17 protein-coding genes are annotated in these 17,946 nt (G+C 54.1%); all 17 read left to right on the top strand.

The window, feature by feature from the left end:
• Nucleotides 1-71 precede the first annotated feature (71 nt).
• The 17 genes from HV127_RS00785 (at nucleotide 72) to HV127_RS00705 (ending at nucleotide 17,938) form a co-directional block, all read left to right on the top strand.
• On the top strand, nucleotides 72-2,546 hold the full coding sequence (locus HV127_RS00785; RefSeq protein WP_182234488.1) for a fimbria/pilus outer membrane usher protein: 2,475 nt from the start codon (nucleotides 72-74) through the stop codon (nucleotides 2,544-2,546).
• 25 nt (nucleotides 2,547-2,571) lie between these two features.
• Nucleotides 2,572-3,315: a molecular chaperone gene (locus HV127_RS00780; RefSeq protein WP_182234486.1), complete on the top strand. Its 744-nt coding sequence runs from the start codon at nucleotides 2,572-2,574 to the stop codon at nucleotides 3,313-3,315.
• A 17-nt stretch (nucleotides 3,316-3,332) separates the two neighbouring features.
• Nucleotides 3,333-3,962, top strand: coding sequence for a fimbrial protein (locus tag HV127_RS00775; protein WP_112213839.1), 630 nt, complete (start codon nucleotides 3,333-3,335; stop codon nucleotides 3,960-3,962).
• Nucleotides 3,962-5,014 (top strand): fimbrial protein, encoded by a 1,053-nt coding sequence (locus HV127_RS00770; RefSeq protein ID WP_182234484.1) that lies wholly within the window; start codon nucleotides 3,962-3,964, stop codon nucleotides 5,012-5,014. Before HV127_RS00775 ends, HV127_RS00770 begins: the two co-directional genes overlap by 1 nt.
• Before the next feature lie 9 nt (nucleotides 5,015-5,023).
• Complete coding sequence (locus HV127_RS00765; protein ID WP_182234482.1) at nucleotides 5,024-5,572, top strand: fimbrial protein; 549 nt, start codon at nucleotides 5,024-5,026, stop codon at nucleotides 5,570-5,572.
• A gap of 22 nt (nucleotides 5,573-5,594) precedes the next feature.
• Nucleotides 5,595-6,266, top strand: coding sequence for a DNA-binding response regulator (locus HV127_RS00760; protein ID WP_110275821.1), 672 nt, complete (start codon nucleotides 5,595-5,597; stop codon nucleotides 6,264-6,266).
• A 103-nt stretch (nucleotides 6,267-6,369) separates the two neighbouring features.
• Entirely contained in the window at nucleotides 6,370-6,579 is a 210-nt protein-coding gene (locus tag HV127_RS00755) for a DUF4762 family protein (protein ID WP_110275820.1), read from the top strand.
• A gap of 71 nt (nucleotides 6,580-6,650) precedes the next feature.
• Nucleotides 6,651-7,319, top strand: a complete 669-nt coding sequence (locus HV127_RS00750; protein WP_182234480.1) for a DsbA family protein — start codon at nucleotides 6,651-6,653, stop codon at nucleotides 7,317-7,319.
• A 2-nt stretch (nucleotides 7,320-7,321) separates the two neighbouring features.
• Complete coding sequence (locus HV127_RS00745) at nucleotides 7,322-8,272, top strand: ABC transporter (RefSeq protein WP_182234478.1); 951 nt, start codon at nucleotides 7,322-7,324, stop codon at nucleotides 8,270-8,272.
• A gap of 9 nt (nucleotides 8,273-8,281) precedes the next feature.
• Nucleotides 8,282-10,393: an ATP-binding cassette domain-containing protein gene (locus HV127_RS00740; RefSeq protein WP_182234476.1), complete on the top strand. Its 2,112-nt coding sequence runs from the start codon at nucleotides 8,282-8,284 to the stop codon at nucleotides 10,391-10,393.
• A complete protein-coding gene (locus HV127_RS00735; protein ID WP_182234474.1) occupies nucleotides 10,390-11,550 on the top strand; it encodes an efflux RND transporter periplasmic adaptor subunit in 1,161 nt (386 codons plus the stop codon). Before HV127_RS00740 ends, HV127_RS00735 begins: the two co-directional genes overlap by 4 nt.
• On the top strand, nucleotides 11,550-13,493 hold the full coding sequence (locus HV127_RS00730) for an ABC transporter permease (protein ID WP_182234472.1): 1,944 nt from the start codon (nucleotides 11,550-11,552) through the stop codon (nucleotides 13,491-13,493). Before HV127_RS00735 ends, HV127_RS00730 begins: the two co-directional genes overlap by 1 nt.
• Nucleotides 13,490-14,887, top strand: a complete 1,398-nt coding sequence (locus HV127_RS00725) for a TolC family protein (protein ID WP_182234470.1) — start codon at nucleotides 13,490-13,492, stop codon at nucleotides 14,885-14,887. The genes HV127_RS00730 and HV127_RS00725 overlap by 4 nt, the downstream gene beginning before the upstream one ends.
• A complete protein-coding gene (locus HV127_RS00720) occupies nucleotides 14,874-16,127 on the top strand; it encodes a beta-ketoacyl-[acyl-carrier-protein] synthase family protein (protein WP_182234468.1) in 1,254 nt (417 codons plus the stop codon). The genes HV127_RS00725 and HV127_RS00720 overlap by 14 nt, the downstream gene beginning before the upstream one ends.
• Nucleotides 16,124-16,930 carry a MaoC family dehydratase gene (locus HV127_RS00715; protein ID WP_182234466.1) on the top strand — a complete coding sequence of 269 codons (807 nt, stop codon included), beginning with the start codon at nucleotides 16,124-16,126 and terminating at the stop codon, nucleotides 16,928-16,930. Before HV127_RS00720 ends, HV127_RS00715 begins: the two co-directional genes overlap by 4 nt.
• A gap of 17 nt (nucleotides 16,931-16,947) precedes the next feature.
• The gene (locus HV127_RS00710; protein WP_182234464.1) at nucleotides 16,948-17,199 is read left to right on the top strand and encodes an acyl carrier protein; all 252 of its coding nucleotides are present in this window, start codon (nucleotides 16,948-16,950) and stop codon (nucleotides 17,197-17,199) included.
• Nucleotide 17,200: 1 nt separating this feature from the next.
• Complete coding sequence (locus HV127_RS00705; RefSeq protein WP_182234462.1) at nucleotides 17,201-17,938, top strand: SDR family NAD(P)-dependent oxidoreductase; 738 nt, start codon at nucleotides 17,201-17,203, stop codon at nucleotides 17,936-17,938.
• Nucleotides 17,939-17,946 lie beyond the last annotated feature (8 nt).

Below are 17,946 nucleotides of genomic sequence, written 5' to 3'. Positions count from 1 at the left end.
AAGCCAGTTATTCTTGTTTTAGCTTGTTTGTCGCGCACGATATTTTACTGAATGATTCGGGATGAATAGTCATGTCAGCAGAACAAAAAATAAAAATAAATGTAATCCTCTCTCAGATACTTTTCTTCTGCTGCACCTCTATGGCTTGCGCTTCCTCGGATGTAGAATTCAATACCGACGTACTGGATGCCGCCGACCGCGGCAATATTGATTTAACCCGTTTTGCTACCGATAACTATGTTCCGCCAGGCGAATATCTCTTAGACATTAAAATTAATGGCCAGGCAGTGGGGCAGCAAAAAGTTCGTTATCTGGCCTCCAAAGACGAGAAACATACCCAAGCCTGTATTAACGGCGAAATTCTCTCAAGATTAGCGTTGAAAGAGGAAGCACAACAGAAGGTTGCACAACCGTTTGCGGATTGCTATGACCTGCTGAGTCTTCCTGGCGCCACGTTGAGTAACTATGCCGGGGTGCTGGACATCACCGTCCCGCAGGCATGGATGAAATACAATGATCCAAACTGGGTGCCACCAGAGCGTTGGGACCAGGGAATTGGCGGGTTTCTGCTCGACTACAGCCTGACCGGGCAATATACCCGGCAGCTTGATATGCACGAAGATTACAGCACCTTAAGCGGCTATGGTCAGACTGGGGTCAACCTCGGTGGCTGGCGTTTGCGTGGTGAATACCAGACCAGCTATTACAGCTCGACGCACCAGTTCGATTTCGACATGAATCAGGTCTACGCCTATCGTCCGCTGCCAATGCTGGCGGCAAAATTGACGGCAGGGGAGATCTACCTCGATTCTCAGGTCTTCGACACTGTACGTTTTACCGGGCTTAATCTCGCCAGCGATGAGCGCCAATTGCCGCCGAACTTGCAAGGTTATGCGCCAGAAATTCGCGGTCTGGCCAAGACTAACGCCAAAGTGACGGTGAAGCAGAGCGGGCGCATTATTTATGAAACCACGGTCCCTGCCGGGCCGTTTAATATCCAGGACTTACGTAGTTCTGTGCGAGGCACGCTGGATGTACAGGTTGAAGAGCAGGATGGTTCAATCTCCACTTTCCAGGTCAACACCGCCAATATTCCTTATCTCACGCGTCCGGGCTATGTGCGCTACAACGTGGCGATCGGTGCGCCATCCCGCTACAGCCATAAAATTCAGGGACCGGGATTCGCTTCTGGCGACTTCTCCTGGGGGATAAGCAACGCCTGGTCGCTATATGGTGGGCTACAAAGCGCGGGGGCTGAATATACTGCAGTTTCCGCTGGTATTGGTCGTGATTTAAGCGTTCTTGGCGCGCTCTCGCTGGATGCCACAGAATCTTATAGTCAGCAGTCGAATAAGAAACGACTTAAAGGCACCTCATTTAAGCTGAGCTATGCGAAAACCTTTGACGAATATAACAGTTCAATTACCTTCGCCGGATATCGCTTTTCTCAGGAAGATTTCCGCTCTTTCTCGCAATATCTCAACGAGCGTTATGAGGGATATGACAGCCTTGGGCGCGAAAAAGAAGTTTATACCATTACCGGGAATAAAACGTTCTGGGCCGATGAGCCGGGCAAGGCGACCACCGTATTCCTGACCTATACCCACCAGAATTACTGGAATCGCAGCAGTCAGGATCGCTACGGCATCTCTTTAGGGCGTTCGTTTAACGTCGGTAATATTCGCGGGATCACCACCAATATTTCAGCATATCGTTCTGATTATGAAGGACGTAAAGACGACTCGATCTCTATTTCGCTTTCTGTTCCGGTTGGCGATAGCAAATGGAGTGGTCTGGACGTGCAGACCAATAACGGCAAAACCAGCCCGATGCTCTCGTATACCGATAGCAGCGACTACAACAACCTGTGGCGACTGCGTGCAGGGGCGAGCCAGAGCGGTTATGCCAACGTCGACGGCTATTATCAGCGCCGCTCGCAGTATGCCGAAATCAACAGCAACGCCAGCTATCAGCAGGATCACTATATCTCTCTGAGCAGCACTCTGCGCGGCGGTTTTACCGCCACCCGACATGGCGCGGCGATCCACAACAGCGGCGCGACGCTCAACACCGCTCGCGTGATGGTGAATACCAACGGCATCGGCGACGTCCCGCTAAATGACGGGAAATCAAGAACTAACAATTTCGGTATTGCCGTTATTCCGGACATCGTGAGCTACAACAGCTTTGATACCCGGGTTGATGTCGATGCGATGTCGGAATCGATTGAACCGGCAAAAGCCATCAGCACCGCCACGCTGACCGAAGGCGCTATCGGCTATCAGACCTTTGGCATGGCGAAGGGCGAGAAGATGATGGGCATTATTCGCCTGGCTGACGGTACCTATCCTCCGTTTGGCGCCGAGGTTATTAACGGCGATGGCGTTAGCGTGTCGATGATTATGGAAGGCGGACAGGGATGGCTGGCGGGCGTGAACCCACAAGAGGCGCTAAGCGTGATGTGGAGCGGGAAAAAGCAGTGTCAGATAACCATTCCGCCATCTATAGAGCGTCGTTCGACAGCCGCGCTATTGCCGTGTAAATGACAGTGACAGTAATAAAAGGCCAAAAATGAGCATGACAAGTAACAAACTCTGCTGGATGGGCGCCCTGATGCTGACAGCGGTAAGCAGTACCGCTCAGGCGGGCGTTTCACTGGATCGCACTCGCTTGATTATCACCGGTAAAGATAGCTCGGCAAGCGCGAATTTGACCAACACCAGCCCGGATATTCCGTTTCTGGCGCAGTCCTGGGTCGAGGACAGCAAAGGCAATAAAATCACCTCTCCGCTGGTGGTGCTGCCGCCTTTGCAGCGAATTAACGGCGGGCAAAAAGGCGTCGCGCGCGTGACCAAGACTGATGGCATCAATCAGCTGCCGCAGGATCGTGAAAGCCTGTTTTATTTAAGCGTGCGTGAAATTCCGCCTAAGCCGGATAAAGCGAATGTCTTGCAATTAGCGATGCAGTCGCGGATTAAATTATTTTTCCGCCCAACCGCCATTATCCCAAAAAGCAAAAGCGAGATTTGGCAGGATCAGGTCGTCTTTCAAAAAAGCGGCAATAAAATGAGCGCGCAAAACCCGACGCCTTATTACATCACCATTATTAGCCTGTCGCAGACGAAGGGTGAAAAAATAACGAAATTTCCGGGAATTATGATTGCACCGAAATCCAGTCTGGAGTTCAGCGTAACAGATGGCGGAATTAGTGATTTTTCCATGATGTACGTGAATGACTATGGCGGCCATCCGGAACTGAAATATCGCTGTGCGGGAAATACCTGTAAAGCTCTGCCGCCGTCGCAGCAAGGGTAATTGAGAGGAACCTGATGATGAAAACGCGTTTATCGCTATTCGCACTGTTTGTATTCGGTCTCAGCATGCCAGCGCTGGCCGACGCTGATATTCCGCTACAGCCGCAGCACTATAACCAGGATCATCAGGGGGAAGATGGCGGTAATGTGATATTTCAGGGATCTGTTTACGCCTCGCCGTGCGTCCTTGCCCCGCAGAGCCGTCTGCAAATCATCGAACTGGGCGAAATTAGCGCCCGCCGATTTCATCAGGCGGGCGATCGTAGCCAACCGGTACTGGTACGCGTTGAACTGCGAGATTGCCTGAAAGGGGCGTCACAGGCGCGAGACAGCATCGCATCAAGGACTACGGGAAATAGCAAGCACCTCTATACCACTGGCGAGCAGGCGGTACAGATGACGTTTATCGGCGAGTCGGACGAGAATAATCGTCAACTGTTACGCCTGACTGGCAGCACCTCCGGAGCCGGTATTCGTCTGCTGGATATCAAAGAGCGCGCGCTGGATATCAATCAAACCCAGCCGCCGTTTATTGTGAAAACCGGCGACAGCAGCCTGACGTTTATTGCGGTACTGGAGTCTACCGGCCGAAACGTGACCGCCGGTAATTTTAGCGGACTGCTGCGTTTAAAAATGGAGTATCTGTAATGGCTGCTATGGTTATCTGGCGTAAAACCCGCGTCGCTATTTTGCTATGCGGTGGCCTGCTGTCCTGGGAAACCGCAGCGGCAGTTGAAGGGGAAATTACGCCGGTTGGCGGACCTAAAATGTATAATATTGACGTCGCCAACCAGGATATTACCAACAACAGTATCGGGGCGACCATTCCTTATACTTTTGCACTAGGCGGCCAATACTCTGGCGTAGCCAGCTGTACTATCCCCATGGAAAATCAGGCTATCTATTATTCTGCTACTGCCTCATTACTTCAGCAGGGTAGTTCGGCGGGATATTTAAAGCTCAATGATTACATGGATGTAAAAATTGAAATTTATATCCGTGGTCAGCGCAAGGCCTATCTTCCGGTCCCTTTTAATAATGAGTCAAACGAGGCTTTTCAGAACAAATGCGTGCCACCAACCACTCAGTTTAATAACTTTGAATCCGGCGCTCAGGGGCGGGTGACGTTTATGATCACCAAGCCGATTGTTAACGGCGTAAACCTGTTGGGTACCGAAATAGCTAAACTTTACGGTCGCCTGGGCAATTACAGCGCCGGGATGGGGACCACGCCCATGTCGATTGTCTCTATTAACTCTGGAGTTATTACCGTTCCGGACAAATGTATCGTCAATTCCGGCTCGCCGATCACTGTTGATTTTAACACTATCCCCAGCTCTGGTTCACTGCTTAACGGCAACAACTACAGCCAGTCTGTGCCGATTCAGGTGAAGTGTGAAGGGGGAAGTTTTGCGACCGGTAACTTGAATATTCGCCTGGGAATTCAGCAGGCTAATACCGCCAGTTTTAATAGCGATTATTTAGGTACCACCGGGGCCGTCGACCGCTCCAACCTTGGCATTATCTTGAAGGATTCCGGCGGCAATTTAGTGGCCGCGAATAAGTTTTATGACGTCCCGGGTTTTAATAATAACCAGGGAACCTGGAATCTGACCGCCGCACCGATTGCCAATGCCGGGACCAACGTACTTGAAGGGGATTTCCAGGCATCGGCCACCGTGGTCGCTGAGTTTCAGTAAGGGGACAGCATGCGTCAATTAATCGCATCAATGATACTCATATGTTCGCTACCGGCAGTCACCCCGGCGTATGCCATCGGGGAGCTGATCGGCGGCGATTTAAACTTCAAAGGAACCGTTGTTGCCCAGGGCTGCAGTATCGTCCCTTCGTCAAAAAACATCGCCGTGGATTTTGGCCAGATTTCAACCCGCTCGCTGTATGCCGAAGGGAAATCGCAGCCCAAAGTGTTTGTTATTGAGCTAAAGGATTGCAGTACCGATGTCTTTAATTCCGTCACTGTGACCTTTAGCGGGACGGAAAATGCCAATATGAGCGATCGCCTGGCGATTACGCCGATAGCGCCCAATTCCGCCAGCGGGATTGGTATTGGCTTTGAAGAGAGTAACGGTACGGCTATTTCACTGAATACGCCGACGACCGCGGTTGCCATTTCCGATGTCACCATGCAGTTAAATTTTAAAGCTTTTGTGGAAGGGGAACCGGATGCCTTGAGTAACGAAACCTTGCAAACCGGTGCCTTTCAGGCCACGGCAAATTACACCCTAAACTACCAGTAGAACCGATCAAGGATGATTAAAAATGAGCCGCCATTTCTTTCTCTACGATAAAAATATTTTTTTCTCTGAAGGTGTGCGTTCCGCAGTTGCCGATCTTACTGCCCGCGAGCCGGACTGCTCTTTCTCAAAGATCGAACATTTTTCGCAGCTGATTAGCACGCTGCGTTCACCAAAAAAGAGAAATGAGCTGCATTGGATCCTCTGTGATGTCGACAGCTTACCGGATGAACGCTTTAATGCGTTGTATACCATTAAAGAACATTATTGCCGGGAAAATCAGCAACTGGTTATTTTGTTAGATAGCAATAATCTCGCTCTCTTTTTTGCACTGCATTCGCTTCTCCCGGAAGCCAGTTGGTTATTAAAGAATGAATCACTGAGCAACTTTTCTAGCTTTATCGAAGATTCTCAGGCATTAGTAGCAAAAAAAATATTCTTTAGCCGTTCGTTGATTAACTACACACGGCAAAAATGGTTGGCAAGAGATTTTAATAACAGCATCTCCAGTGATGACTGGTGGTTAATGGAAGAAATATTCAAAGGAAAGTCGCTTTCGCAAATTTCCTCTGAGCAACAAATTGATGTTCGTCGCTTAAGCCGCAGTAAACGAGGGCTGATGAAAAAATTAAATGCCAAAAATAACGTTGAGCTTTTTAATATTTTCAAGTGTATCGTCGCCACGCCTTGCATATAGCAGCGTGCAACGTATGACATCGACAAAATTACTGGCAGGTATCTAAGCCAGTAGGTAAGTGTAAGAAAATACATTTCAATATAAATAGTTAAGGAACTAACAAATGCAAAAATTAAGCATGATTGAAGCAGCGGGTATTATTGGCGGGACCTGTAAGGAAACTTGCACCAGCTCTTACGAAACTGTGGTTGTTGGCGGTGTTTCTTCTTGTAAAGAAGTGACCACCTGCACGGATAAGCACGGCAACTCAACCGTTAGCATGAAAGATGCTGCTGATGGTATGTGCGTAGTCCCGAACCGCATTCGCCAGTAATTTCTGCAGTGGTATATGGAGGGGAAACCCTCCATATATTTTTACGCCTTTTTCGCGAGCCTGGTATCGAAATGAAAATAAAACCTATTACCGCTGTTGGCTACACGTTTCTGGTGGCGTTAATTTCGTCGCTGATAACTGTTCTGTGTTATCACATCTTTGTATTTAATACTTTTTCATTAGATAGCAGTAAGCCTTCGGCGCTACGGAAAATTGATGAGGCAATTGTTGCCAGTAGCCCAATAAAACATGAGAGCAGTATTATTGAAGTGCTGTCCTATGGCTGCCACTACTGCGCGTCGAATGAGGAAGATATCGAAAAATTTGCCGCCACCTTACCGGTAGATAGCACCTTCGAAGTTATCCATATCACCGCTGAAAGAAATGGTCTGGCGGTTTATGCACCGGTTTTTGCGACGCTTGAAGTGATGGGCCTTGAGCGTCAGACGCGCGACTCGGCATTTAACGCGGTAATGGTTCGCGGTATTAATTTAGCTGATGATGAAGCGCTGAATGCCTGGCTGAAAAAGAACGATATTGATGTGGCGAAATATCATCAGGTACGCCAAAGCAAAGCCGTTGCCGAACGGCTGGAATATATGGCGAAAATCACCGAGCTCTATGACATTAACGCGACGCCGTTGTTTATTGTTAATAAAAAATACGTCGTGGCGAAGGATCGTCAATTTCCTGAATTTGCCTACTATATGCGCCAGCTGTTAGCTCAGGACAAGGAGTAAGCGTGACGCGCTTTCTGATCGTCTGGGGCGTCTTCAGCGTAAGAAAATGGTCCGCGCAGCTTGCCTGGCGACACCGTCCTTTTACCGGCTACGGGCAAAAGACGGTGCGGGCAGTGATGCGTTATACCCCTATGTCGCTGCTGTTGCTAACCGTTCGCGCGCTGTGCACGCTGCGGTTGTTGGGCAGACAATATCGCGGGCGTACCGCCGTGGCGACGCAGAACTATCGCTGCCTGATCGGTAGCGATAGGCGAGTTGACGCCGCGTGGATCGCCATGCGCCGCCAGCTGCTGGAGATGGGCGCGACCTGGGGTCAGCACCCGGCAACGTTGCGCCAGATGCAGGCGTGCACGCAAGAGCTTGATGCGGTGGTTGCGCCACTGGTGGCGCAAAAGACGCCGGTGGTCCTCGCGCCGCTGCACTGCGTTTCCGATATTTTAGCCGCGATGGTCGGGGCCGGCGTGACGCCGGGCAAAGCCAGCGTGGTGGTCTCATCCAGCGCGGAAAGCTACACCGTCGCCAGTCGCGCAATGGGCGGCGTCGCGCTCTCTTACTGCTCCATCCACCAGGATAATACGTCGCTGGCCAGCGAGCTGATGGCGCTAATGACTAACGTCTCTGAAGGGCGGGAAAATATGATTATTTTCCCCGATATTCCAGCCGATTACACCGTTCAGACCCATGAAGCACAGTCCGGAAAAATAAGCTGTCGGCTATTTGGCCGTCCGGCAAAACTACACAACGGCGTACAGCGGTTTTCGCGCATCGTGTCGGCGCAGGTGGTTTTTTATCACCTCTATTATCAGCAAGGGATAAAAATAAAAATCTATTCCCCGCTGTCGCCAAAAGAGGTCACTGCAACGTTGCCGACGATTATTGAAAACACCCTGCGTGATTATCCGCAGGATTGGCTTTTGTGGCACAGCCATTCGCTCTATTTTATTAATCACTGATGCATCAATATGAAAAATATTATCCCTGATATGGTTTTTCAGGAAGAGACCAATGAGTGCGGCCTCTCCTGTATTGCGATGCTGGCGCAAACCCAGAATATTCAGTGCTCTCTTCCGGCATTGCGGGAGATTTTCCCGGCGTCCGATCATGGGACATCGTTGAGCGATTTATCCGTCATCCTGCAACAGGTTGGCATTGCCACTGCTCCAGTGCTCTTCGATCACGACGAGCTACATGGGCTGCCGTTCCCCTCCATTTTGCACTACGGTGCCAGTCACTATGTCCTGCTGGCGTGGCGCAAGGGGGACTACGTCTGCGTGATGAACCCGGCAATTGGTCAGCAGTGGTTGCCGTTCTCAGCGTTAAAAAAAGAGATTAGCGGCTATGCGCTGATCCTTGAAGAATCCCCCTCATCAGGAGTCATCCCCAACCCTGTTATCGCCGAAGCGCAGCAGGAGATGCCGCGGGCTATGAGCCTGAAGGAGACGGCGGCGGTTCCGGGCATTTACAAGCTGATGCTATTAACCTTCCTGGTGGCGTTAACGCTGTTTTTAATGCCGACGATGGTCAGCCGCGCGATTAATCAGGCGTTCTCAGATGCGCAGAATACGGATTTTCCATATCTGTGGTTCATCCTCGCCTTTGTGGTCTCCACGCTGTTAGCGCTGGGTGTCCGGGTGATTAGCGAGCGTTTCATCCGCCGCTTTGTGTTGCTTAATAGCGATATTGGTTTTTCGCGATTACTGAATAATCCCCTGCGCTTTTTTGAAAAACGCGCGCCGGGGGATGTTTTCAGCCGCTTTATTGCCTGGCAGAGCGGCATGCTGCAAAAAATTGAGCTGGATAACGGCCTGCGCTCGGACTGGATTATTTGCGTTATCGCCATCGGCATCATGTTCTGGATCTCCCCGGTGCTGGCGCTGATTTCCGCCGTGGGCATTGTGGTGATGGGGTTAATTAGCGTCTGGGCGATATTTCGCGACCGCTGGTATACGCAGCAGCTTCAGCTCAAGAGCGCGGTGCTAAATGACTTTTTTATGGAGACCCTTCAGGGGGTATTAACCATTAAAACCGCCGGGCTGGAAACCCAGCGCAAAGCGCAGTTTGCCCGCCTGTCGCATGACCTTTTTACCTGCCTGCAACGGCAGAAAGTGTATCAGCAGGTGAAAGAAGGGCTGTATCAACTGACCGGCAGCCTCGAAATGGTGGTTTTTATGCTGGTAGTGCTGCCGCTGGTACATGCAAAACAGATCTCCCTGGGCGACTTCTTTGCCTACAGCTTTTTGCGGCAAATTTTTACCTCCTACGTCACGCGGATGTTCTATGCCGTTATCCGTAAATCGCAACTGCATGTCATTGATACCCGCGCGCAGGGATTGTTTACGAAGCATGAGCTTGCTTCTCCCCTGATTTCTCCGCTCAGCGGAACAGCGGTTCCGCGACTGGCGTTCGAGCGGGTGAGTTTTTATTACAACCCGCAAAGGCCAATATTAAACGCGGTGGATCTCGTACTTGAGCCTGGCGATCAGATAGCCATTGTCGGCGATTCCGGTGCCGGAAAGAGCACCTTGCTGCGGCTGATGACCGGACTTTTTTCCGCGCAGGATGGGCGAATTTTGCTGAACAATGCTGAAGCGAGTGCTCAACAACTGACTTCGCAGGTGTGGTTGCAAAGTCAGGAAGACATCCTGTTTAACGCCTCGGTGCTGCAAAACATCACCCTGTTTGACCCGTGGTACAGCGACAGCGACCGTGGGCGAGTGGAAGCGCTGATCGATAAAATGGCGCTGGGGTCGGTGGTACAGGCGCTGCCCGGGGGAATGGAAGCGCTGATTCGCGAAAGCCACTCCGCGCTCTCTTTAGGCCAGCGCCAGCGGCTGATGCTGGCGAGGGCGCTCTACAGTACCCGACCGATTTTACTGTTTGATGAGCCAACCGCCAATCTTGATGATGAAACCGCAGAGACGGTCATCGCCGCGCTGTGTCAGCACTGTCGCGAACAGGGCAAGACGCTGATTGTCGTGACCCACAGTGAGCTGATTGTGAACCACTTTGCGCGAGTATATCGCCTGAACGAAGGCGAGTTGCGCGATATCGGGCAGGGAGCGCCGGACTCATGATGCGAGGATTATTACGCCAGCGCCAAACGTGGTTGTTTGCGCTGATCGCGATCGTGGCCATCATCGTCGCCGTTTTTTATCAGCGCGCGCTGCCGGCACAGGCCGAATCGCTCTATACCGTCGCCCTGGAGCGTGGAGATATCGAAAAAGTGGTGCTGGCGAGCGGCATCATCAAACCAGCTGTCCAGGTGAGCGTTGGCGCTCAGGTCAGCGGGCAGTTGCGCAAGCTGTTTGTTCGTCAAGGGGAGCGGGTGCAAAAAGGGCAACTGCTGGCCGAAATCGACCCGACTTTACAGCTTTCAGACTTACGTAACGCCACCGCGCAGCTGGCCAGCGCCAGAGCGCAGAAGTTAGCCTCTGAAGCGACGCTGGTGCAGTACCGCAAAGCGCTGACCCGCGAGCAGGCCATGAATCGCGACGGCTCTGGTGTGAACAGCGACCTTGAACAGGCGCAGGCGCAATATGCCGCGCAGGTTCAGCAGATTGCAGTCAATGAGGCGCAGATTGTACAAGCGGAAATGAGCGTGCAAACCGCCAACGCCAACCTCGGCTATACGCGCATTCTCGCCCCTATGGACGGAGAAGTGCTGGGCATTGTCACCCGTGAAGGGCAAACCATCGTCTCATCACAAATTGCGCCGACTATTCTGGTGCTTGCCGACCTCGATAAAATGCAGGTGCAAACGCGCATTTCCGAAGCCGATATCCAGAAAATCCATCCCGGACAGCCGCTGTGGTTTTACGTGATTGCCGACCCGCAGACGCGTTATGAGGGGGAGCTTGGCTATGTCCAGCCCGCACCGCAGGAGGCGCTGGAAGAGCAAAACTCCGGGGCTTCCGCCAGCAATCAGCAAAGCACTGCCATTTACTACAACGGCACCTTTGAGGTGGATAACCGCCAGCGACTGCTGAAAACCTCGATGACCGCGCAGGTGTTTATCCGCATTGCGCAGGCCAAAGACGCGCTGCGGGTTCCAGTTGCTGCACTGGGGCGTTCGCTGGGCAATGAACGCTATCTGGTGGTGGTGCAGAAGGCGAACGGCAGCGAGGAGCGCACCGTTCGTATCGGCATTAACGACCGCCAGTACGCACAGGTCCTTGAAGGCTTGCAGCCCGGCGAGCGGGTGGTGATCCCGCAGGATGCAGGGTCAATCTGATGGTGAAGCCGTTAATCCAGCTTAATAACGTTACTCGCTCTTTTATCGCCGGAACGCAGACGATTCCGGTGCTGAAATCGGTGTCCCTGACCATTATGCCCGGCGAAATGGTGGCGATAATGGGTGCTTCCGGCTCGGGTAAATCGACGCTGATGAACATTATCGGCTGCCTGGACAAACCCAGCAGCGGCGAGGTTTATATCAACGGCATTGCTACTCATCTGGCCGATAGCGCGGCGCTTGCCGAACTGCGTAGCCGCTGGTTAGGGTTTATTTTTCAGCGCTATCACCTGATGCCTTATTTAACAGCGGAAGAGAACATCGCCATTCCCGCCTTATATACCGCGATGCCTGCAATTGAACGTCAGGCGCGAATCGCGCTGCTAGCGGGAAAGTTGGGCATTGATACGCGTTTAGGGCATAAACCCGCGCAGCTCTCCGGCGGGCAGCAGCAGCGGGTCAGCGTGTGCCGGGCGCTGATCAACGGCGCGCAGATTATTCTTGCTGATGAACCCACCGGGGCGCTGGATAGCGCCAGCGGCAGGGCGCTGATGGATGTTCTGCACCAGCTGAATGCTGATGGCCACACGGTGATTATCGTGACCCATGACCGCGAGGTGGCGCAGCAAGCGCAGCGGATCGTCGAGATCAGCGATGGGCAGATTGTTGCCGATCGCACGAATTGCGCTCAGGACAAACGTGATATTCAGCGGCTGCCGACGGTACAGGATAACGGTCGGGCTTCGCTGTCGCGCAGCGTAGGCGAGTCGGTACGAATGGCATGGCGTGCGCTGTTGGGCCATCGGATGCGCGCCTTTCTGTCGATGCTGGGGATTATTATCGGCATCTCATCGGTGGTTTCTTCGATGGCGGTAGGTGAAGGCGCCCGGCAGACCATCATGAACGAAATTGGCAAACTGGGTAATACCACGCTCGAAATTCGCCCCGGTACCGGTTGGGGTAGCAAACGCCCGGATATGGAGCGCGCGCTGTCGCTTGAGGATATCACCAGCCTTAGCAAGCAGCCCTGGGTGCTGGGAGTGTCGCCGATTGTCTCCAGCATGACTACCGCGGTGCGCCAGGGCCTGGATTCCTCGATGATCCTCTCCGGGGTTTCCGCCGACTATTTCTCGTTGCAGGGGATTCGCTTTATTCAGGGCAACGGCTTTACCCTGCGCGACGTCAACGACCGGGAGCCGGTACTGGTGCTGGATGAAACCAGTAAAGAGACGTTGTTTCCCGGTAATGAAGATCCGCTGGATAAAATCGTGCAAATCGCCGGTGCGCCGTGGCGGGTGATCGGCGTTGCCAGCAAGCCGGGGCCGAAAGTGGTCAGCGGGTTTATGTCGGCGTGGATCCCCTATACCTCGCTATTACAGCGGATTTCCGGCGATAAGCCGCTGGAGGCGCTAACGCTGCGCTTTCAGGAGACGCTGTCGCCGAGAGAGGCCGCGCAGCGTGCGGAAAGGCATCTTATTCGCGAGCATGGCAAAAAAGATTTCTTTGTCCAGACCGATGAACAGCTCGCCAAAGCGCTGCAAAAAACCTCCGATTCAATGTCGCTGCTGATCACCGCGATTGCCGCTATTTCACTACTGGTCGGCGGCGTTGGGGTGATGAATATCATGCTGGTTTCCGTTACCGAGCGAACCCATGAGATCGGTATCCGACTCTCGGTCGGCGCGCGTCCCTCTGACATCATGCATCAGTTTTTGATTGAGGCGGTGATGATCTGCGCGCTCGGCGGGCTGACGGGGGTCATTGGCTCCTGGGCCGCCGGGAACCTGTTTGCTCTGCTGACGCAGGAGTTCTCGATGGTCTTTACGTGGCTCCCGGTGGCGATGGCCTGTGGCTTTTCCGCTCTGATTGGCCTGACGTTCGGCTATTTCCCGGCGCGGCGAGCGGCGCGACTCAACCCGACGGAGGCGTTGGCCCGCGAATGAAATTAGGTACTTTTTTACCGCTGATCCTGCTGCTCACGGGCTGCGGTAACCTGACCCGCAGCGATTATCAGCGGCCGCTGTTGTCGGTGCCGGAAAACTGGCAGCGAACAGAAGGGCAGAATATCGCCACTTCGCAGGTGGAAAGCGGCCGCTGGTGGGATCGCTTCGGCGACGAGCGTTTGTCGCGCGTGATAGGTCAGGTGCTGGAAAGCAATAACGATCTGGCTGCTGCGGCATTAACTCTCAAGCAGGCACGCATTTCTGCCGGGCTAACCCAGACCAATATCAGTCCCGACGCGACGCTCAACGGCTCCGGCAGCAATTCGAAGCCGTTAAACAGCGGGCGTTCGCAGGAGAGCTACAGCACCTCGTTGTCGCTGAGCTATGAACTGGATCTCTGGGGCAAGCTGGCGCGTATTCGCGAACAAAGTGAGTGGGAAGCGGTTGCCAGCGAGCAGGATTATCACGCGACGATCCTGTCGACGATTGATACCACCGCGCAGCTCTACTGGAACATCGCCCTGCTAAATCAGCAAATGGCTTATCAAGAGGTGAGTTTCGATATTGCCAGGCAGACGCTAGCGCAGATTGAGTCCTGGCAACGGGCGGGGAAAGTTGGACTACTTGATGTTTTACAGGCCCGGCAGACGGTTATCAGCCGCCAGAATCAGCTGCTCGCCCTGAAGCAGCAGCGAGCGATTTCGCGCAACGCGCTGGCGCTGCTGCTCAACCGCCCACCGTCGCAGCATACCGATGAGGCCCATGTGCTGGATGTTCGCCAGCACGTCGCCATTGCCAACGCCACGCCGCTGGCCGCGCTCGCCAGCCGTCCGGATCTTCAGGCCGCGGAATCACGCCTGCGTGCGGCGCTGGCGGGCTCAGATGCTGCGCGGCTGAGCTTCTATCCCACGCTTTCGTTGCAGGGAACGCTTAGCGCCGGAAGCCAGATTTTTCACCAATGGTTTAACGATCCGCTCCGGACCGTCGGCGGCAGCGTGAGTGCGCCCTTTATCCAGTGGAATACGGTGCAGCTCACCGTGGAACAGGCCAGCGTAAAGGTGCAGCAGGAGGCGGTGAACTTCCGCCGCACGGCCTATACCGCGCTGTCGGAAGTGGACAACGCCATGGAGAAGCGGCTAAACGCCGACGAGCAGCGCGATCGCTTGCTGCAATCTCTGCAACTGGGCCAGCAGCGCCTGACGCTCACCGGAAGCCGCTATCGTGCAGGCGCGGTGGATTATCAGACCCTGCTGAACGCCCAGGATGCGCTGCTTGATGTGCAGAACAGTCTTGCGCAAAACCAGTACGACTATCTTTATGCCACTTTGCAGCTCTGGCTGGCGCAGGGTGGCAGTAACCCGCAACAGAGGACATCCCAAAATGAGTCACAGTAAACCCCCTTATCGCGTGGTAATTACCGGCTATGGCGCGGTGACTCCCCTTGGCGACAGCGCCGCCGAAAGCTGGCAGGCGATCATGGATTATCGACACGGCTACCGCTATGTCGATCTCTCGGCTAACGGTATCCACACCCATTTTATTGGCCAGGTGGAGAATGAACCCAGCCTTAAGGGCGTTCCTGCCGCTATCCGTCGGCGTCTGCCGCGCCATGCGCGCCTGGCGCTGGCCGCCGCGCGTGAAGCCATGGCGATGGCCTTTGCCGGTGAATCGCCTGCCGCGTTCTACGATCCGCTGATGTGCGGTGCGATTATTGGCACCGGCTGGGCGGGGCTGGATGAGAGTTACCTGGCGGTGCCGGAGTTTGAGAAAAAAGGCGTCTCTTCACCTTTTAGCTGCTTCTTTTCGATGCCGAACGTGACTACCGCAGCCTGTAGCCAGCTGTGGAATTTACGTGGATATCAAAATACCCCTGTTGCCGCCTGCGCTACCGGCACTATTGCTATCGGCGAGGCCTATGATGCGATTCGCTTTGGCCGCGCCAGTATGATGCTTGCCGGCGCCGGGGAGGCGTTAAATAGCGTCTGCGCCATCTGGAATATCGACGTGCTCGGTGCGCTGAGCCGGGAAACGGAATCGCCGGAGCGGGCCAGCTGCCCGTTCAGCCAGCAGCGCAGCGGGTTTGTGCTTTCGGAAGGGGGGGCGGTGCTGTGCCTGGAAGAGCGGGAGCATGCCATCGCACGTGGGGCGACGATCCTCGCGGAAGTCACCGGTTATGCCAATTTCTCCGACGCGGTGGACTTTACCTCCCCGGCGGAGGATTGCGTGGCCCGCGAGCAGACTATCCGCTGGGCGCTGCGCAGCGCGGAGCTCCAGCCCGCCGATCTCGACTATATCAATGCCCACGGCACCTCCACGCCGCTTAATGATATTAACGAAACGCAGTCGCTGAAAAAGGCGCTGGGTGACGAGGCGTATCGAATCCCGGTTTCCAGCACCAAAGCCTACTCCGGGCATCTGATCGCGGCGGCGGGAAGCTTCGAGACCATTGTCTGCCTGCAGGCGATGGCGGCCGGGATTATGCCCGCCACGGCGCATTTAACCCAGCCCGACCCGCTGTGCGATCTCGACTATATCGCCGAAGGGCATCGTCAGGGAGAGATTCGCCGGGCGTTGAATCTGAGCTTTGGTTTTGGCGGCGCGAACGCCGCGCTGGTGCTGGAGAAACACGCGTGACGCGGCTGCGCTACACCCTTGCCGATGCTCATCAGTGGGCAGCATTTTCTGGTGATGACAACCCCATTCACTTCGATCTTTCGGCTGCGCGTGCGATGGGGGGGAGTCAGTTGAGCGTCCACGGGATGCGCGCGCTGCTGGATGTGAAACGTGATGTTCAGTCGCGGCTGGCGTATCCGTCATCCCGTGCTGAAGGTTATCTGAAATGTCAGGTACGCCTGCGCAGGCCGCTGTGGTGCGAAGCCGACTGGCTGTTAACGCCGGGACCGGTAAAAAACCGCGTGTTATCCGCCGCGTCGGTCATGCATCCACAGAGTGATGAAGTCTGTCTGTCGTGCCAGATGAGCCTGTCGACTGAACCGGAATCGCTGGTGGGGAAACAGCCCAGCGAACTTGATTCTAAGACGCTGCTTGCTCTGCAATCTCACTTCAACAGCGCCTGGCCCGACCTGGCGCAGTGGCAATTTCTTGATGCACTGCTCTTTCGTCAGCTGATTAGCGATAAAGCGCTGCTGAATCAGGAGAACATTGCGGCCCTGCTCGACCAGGGGGAAACCTCGTTACAGCAAATTTTTACCCGTTATCCGGTGTTGCAAACTCATCAGGAGGTGATTTTCGATGCCCGATTTGCGGATAAAGGAGCACCGATCTGGCCTGAATCCCTGTCGCTCTGGCTGCTACCTTCACTGGTGGTCGGACAGGTTGAACAGGGTGCGCTGGTGCGTATCGCGGCAGCGGCACAGCTCAATGACCAGATTATGACCAATGTGATTACGCTGAAAGTTGGCCCAATTAATAATTGATAATTAAGGATAATTTTATGATTCAGTATGATGAGGTTCTGCAAAAAGTCTGTGAAATGATCTGTGATGCCAAAGACCTGGAGCCCGATGAGGTCGATGAGAATACGCCCCTTGTGCAGCTGAAATTAGATAGTCTCGACTACGTCGAGCTGATGGTACTGGCAAAGCGTGAATTCAACATCACGCTGGAGGCGGACTGGTTTATTCACAATCCGGGGATCACCCTCGGTGAGCTGTGCCAGCACATCAGCAAAGAGTCAGGTAACTGATATGGCACAGAAATGGATACTGGTTACCGGCGGCAGTCGCGGCATCGGTCAGGCGCTGGTGATGGGCCTGGCGCAAAGCTGGAATGTGGTGTTTACCGGTCGCAACGAAGCGGCGATCAACGACATCCAGGCGCAGGCGAGCGGAGACGATTCATCCCATTGGGTGCGAGGTTACGCCTGCGATGGTAACGACGAAGCGCGGGTTGAACAGCTTGCGCAGTCGCTGCTGGCTGAGTGGGGGGCACCGGAGGCGATTATCCACAATGCCGGGATGGCCCGTGATGGCCTGCATATTCACCAGAATGCGGCAATCTGGCGCGAGGTGCTGGAGACCAACGTTATCGCAATGATGAACTGGAACCGGGTTCTGCTGCCGGCGATGCTGATGCAACGATGCGGTTCTATCGTGATGATGTCTTCAGTCAGTGCGCTCAAGGGCAACGTCGGTCAGACGGCCTATGCTGCCAGCAAAGCGGCGATGGGCGGTATGGCGCGTTCACTGGCACTGGAGGTCGGGCGTTTCGGTATCCGGGTGAACTGCCTGGCGCCGGGCTTGATTCGTACTGAAATGCTTGAAGAGATCCCTGCACAAAAATTAAAAGAGATGCGCCAGTCGATACCGCTGCGCAGATTGGGTGAAACGGATGATGTGCTTCAGGCGGTGGCGTTTTTAATCGGTGAGGGGAGTCAATATATCACCGGACAGACCCTGGTGCTGGACGGCGGACTGAGTGCCTGAATATGATC

This window comes from Klebsiella sp. RHBSTW-00215 (assembly GCF_014103785.1).
GTDB lineage: Bacteria > Pseudomonadota > Gammaproteobacteria > Enterobacterales > Enterobacteriaceae > Klebsiella.
This window is presented reverse-complemented; position numbering and strand designations above follow the sequence as displayed.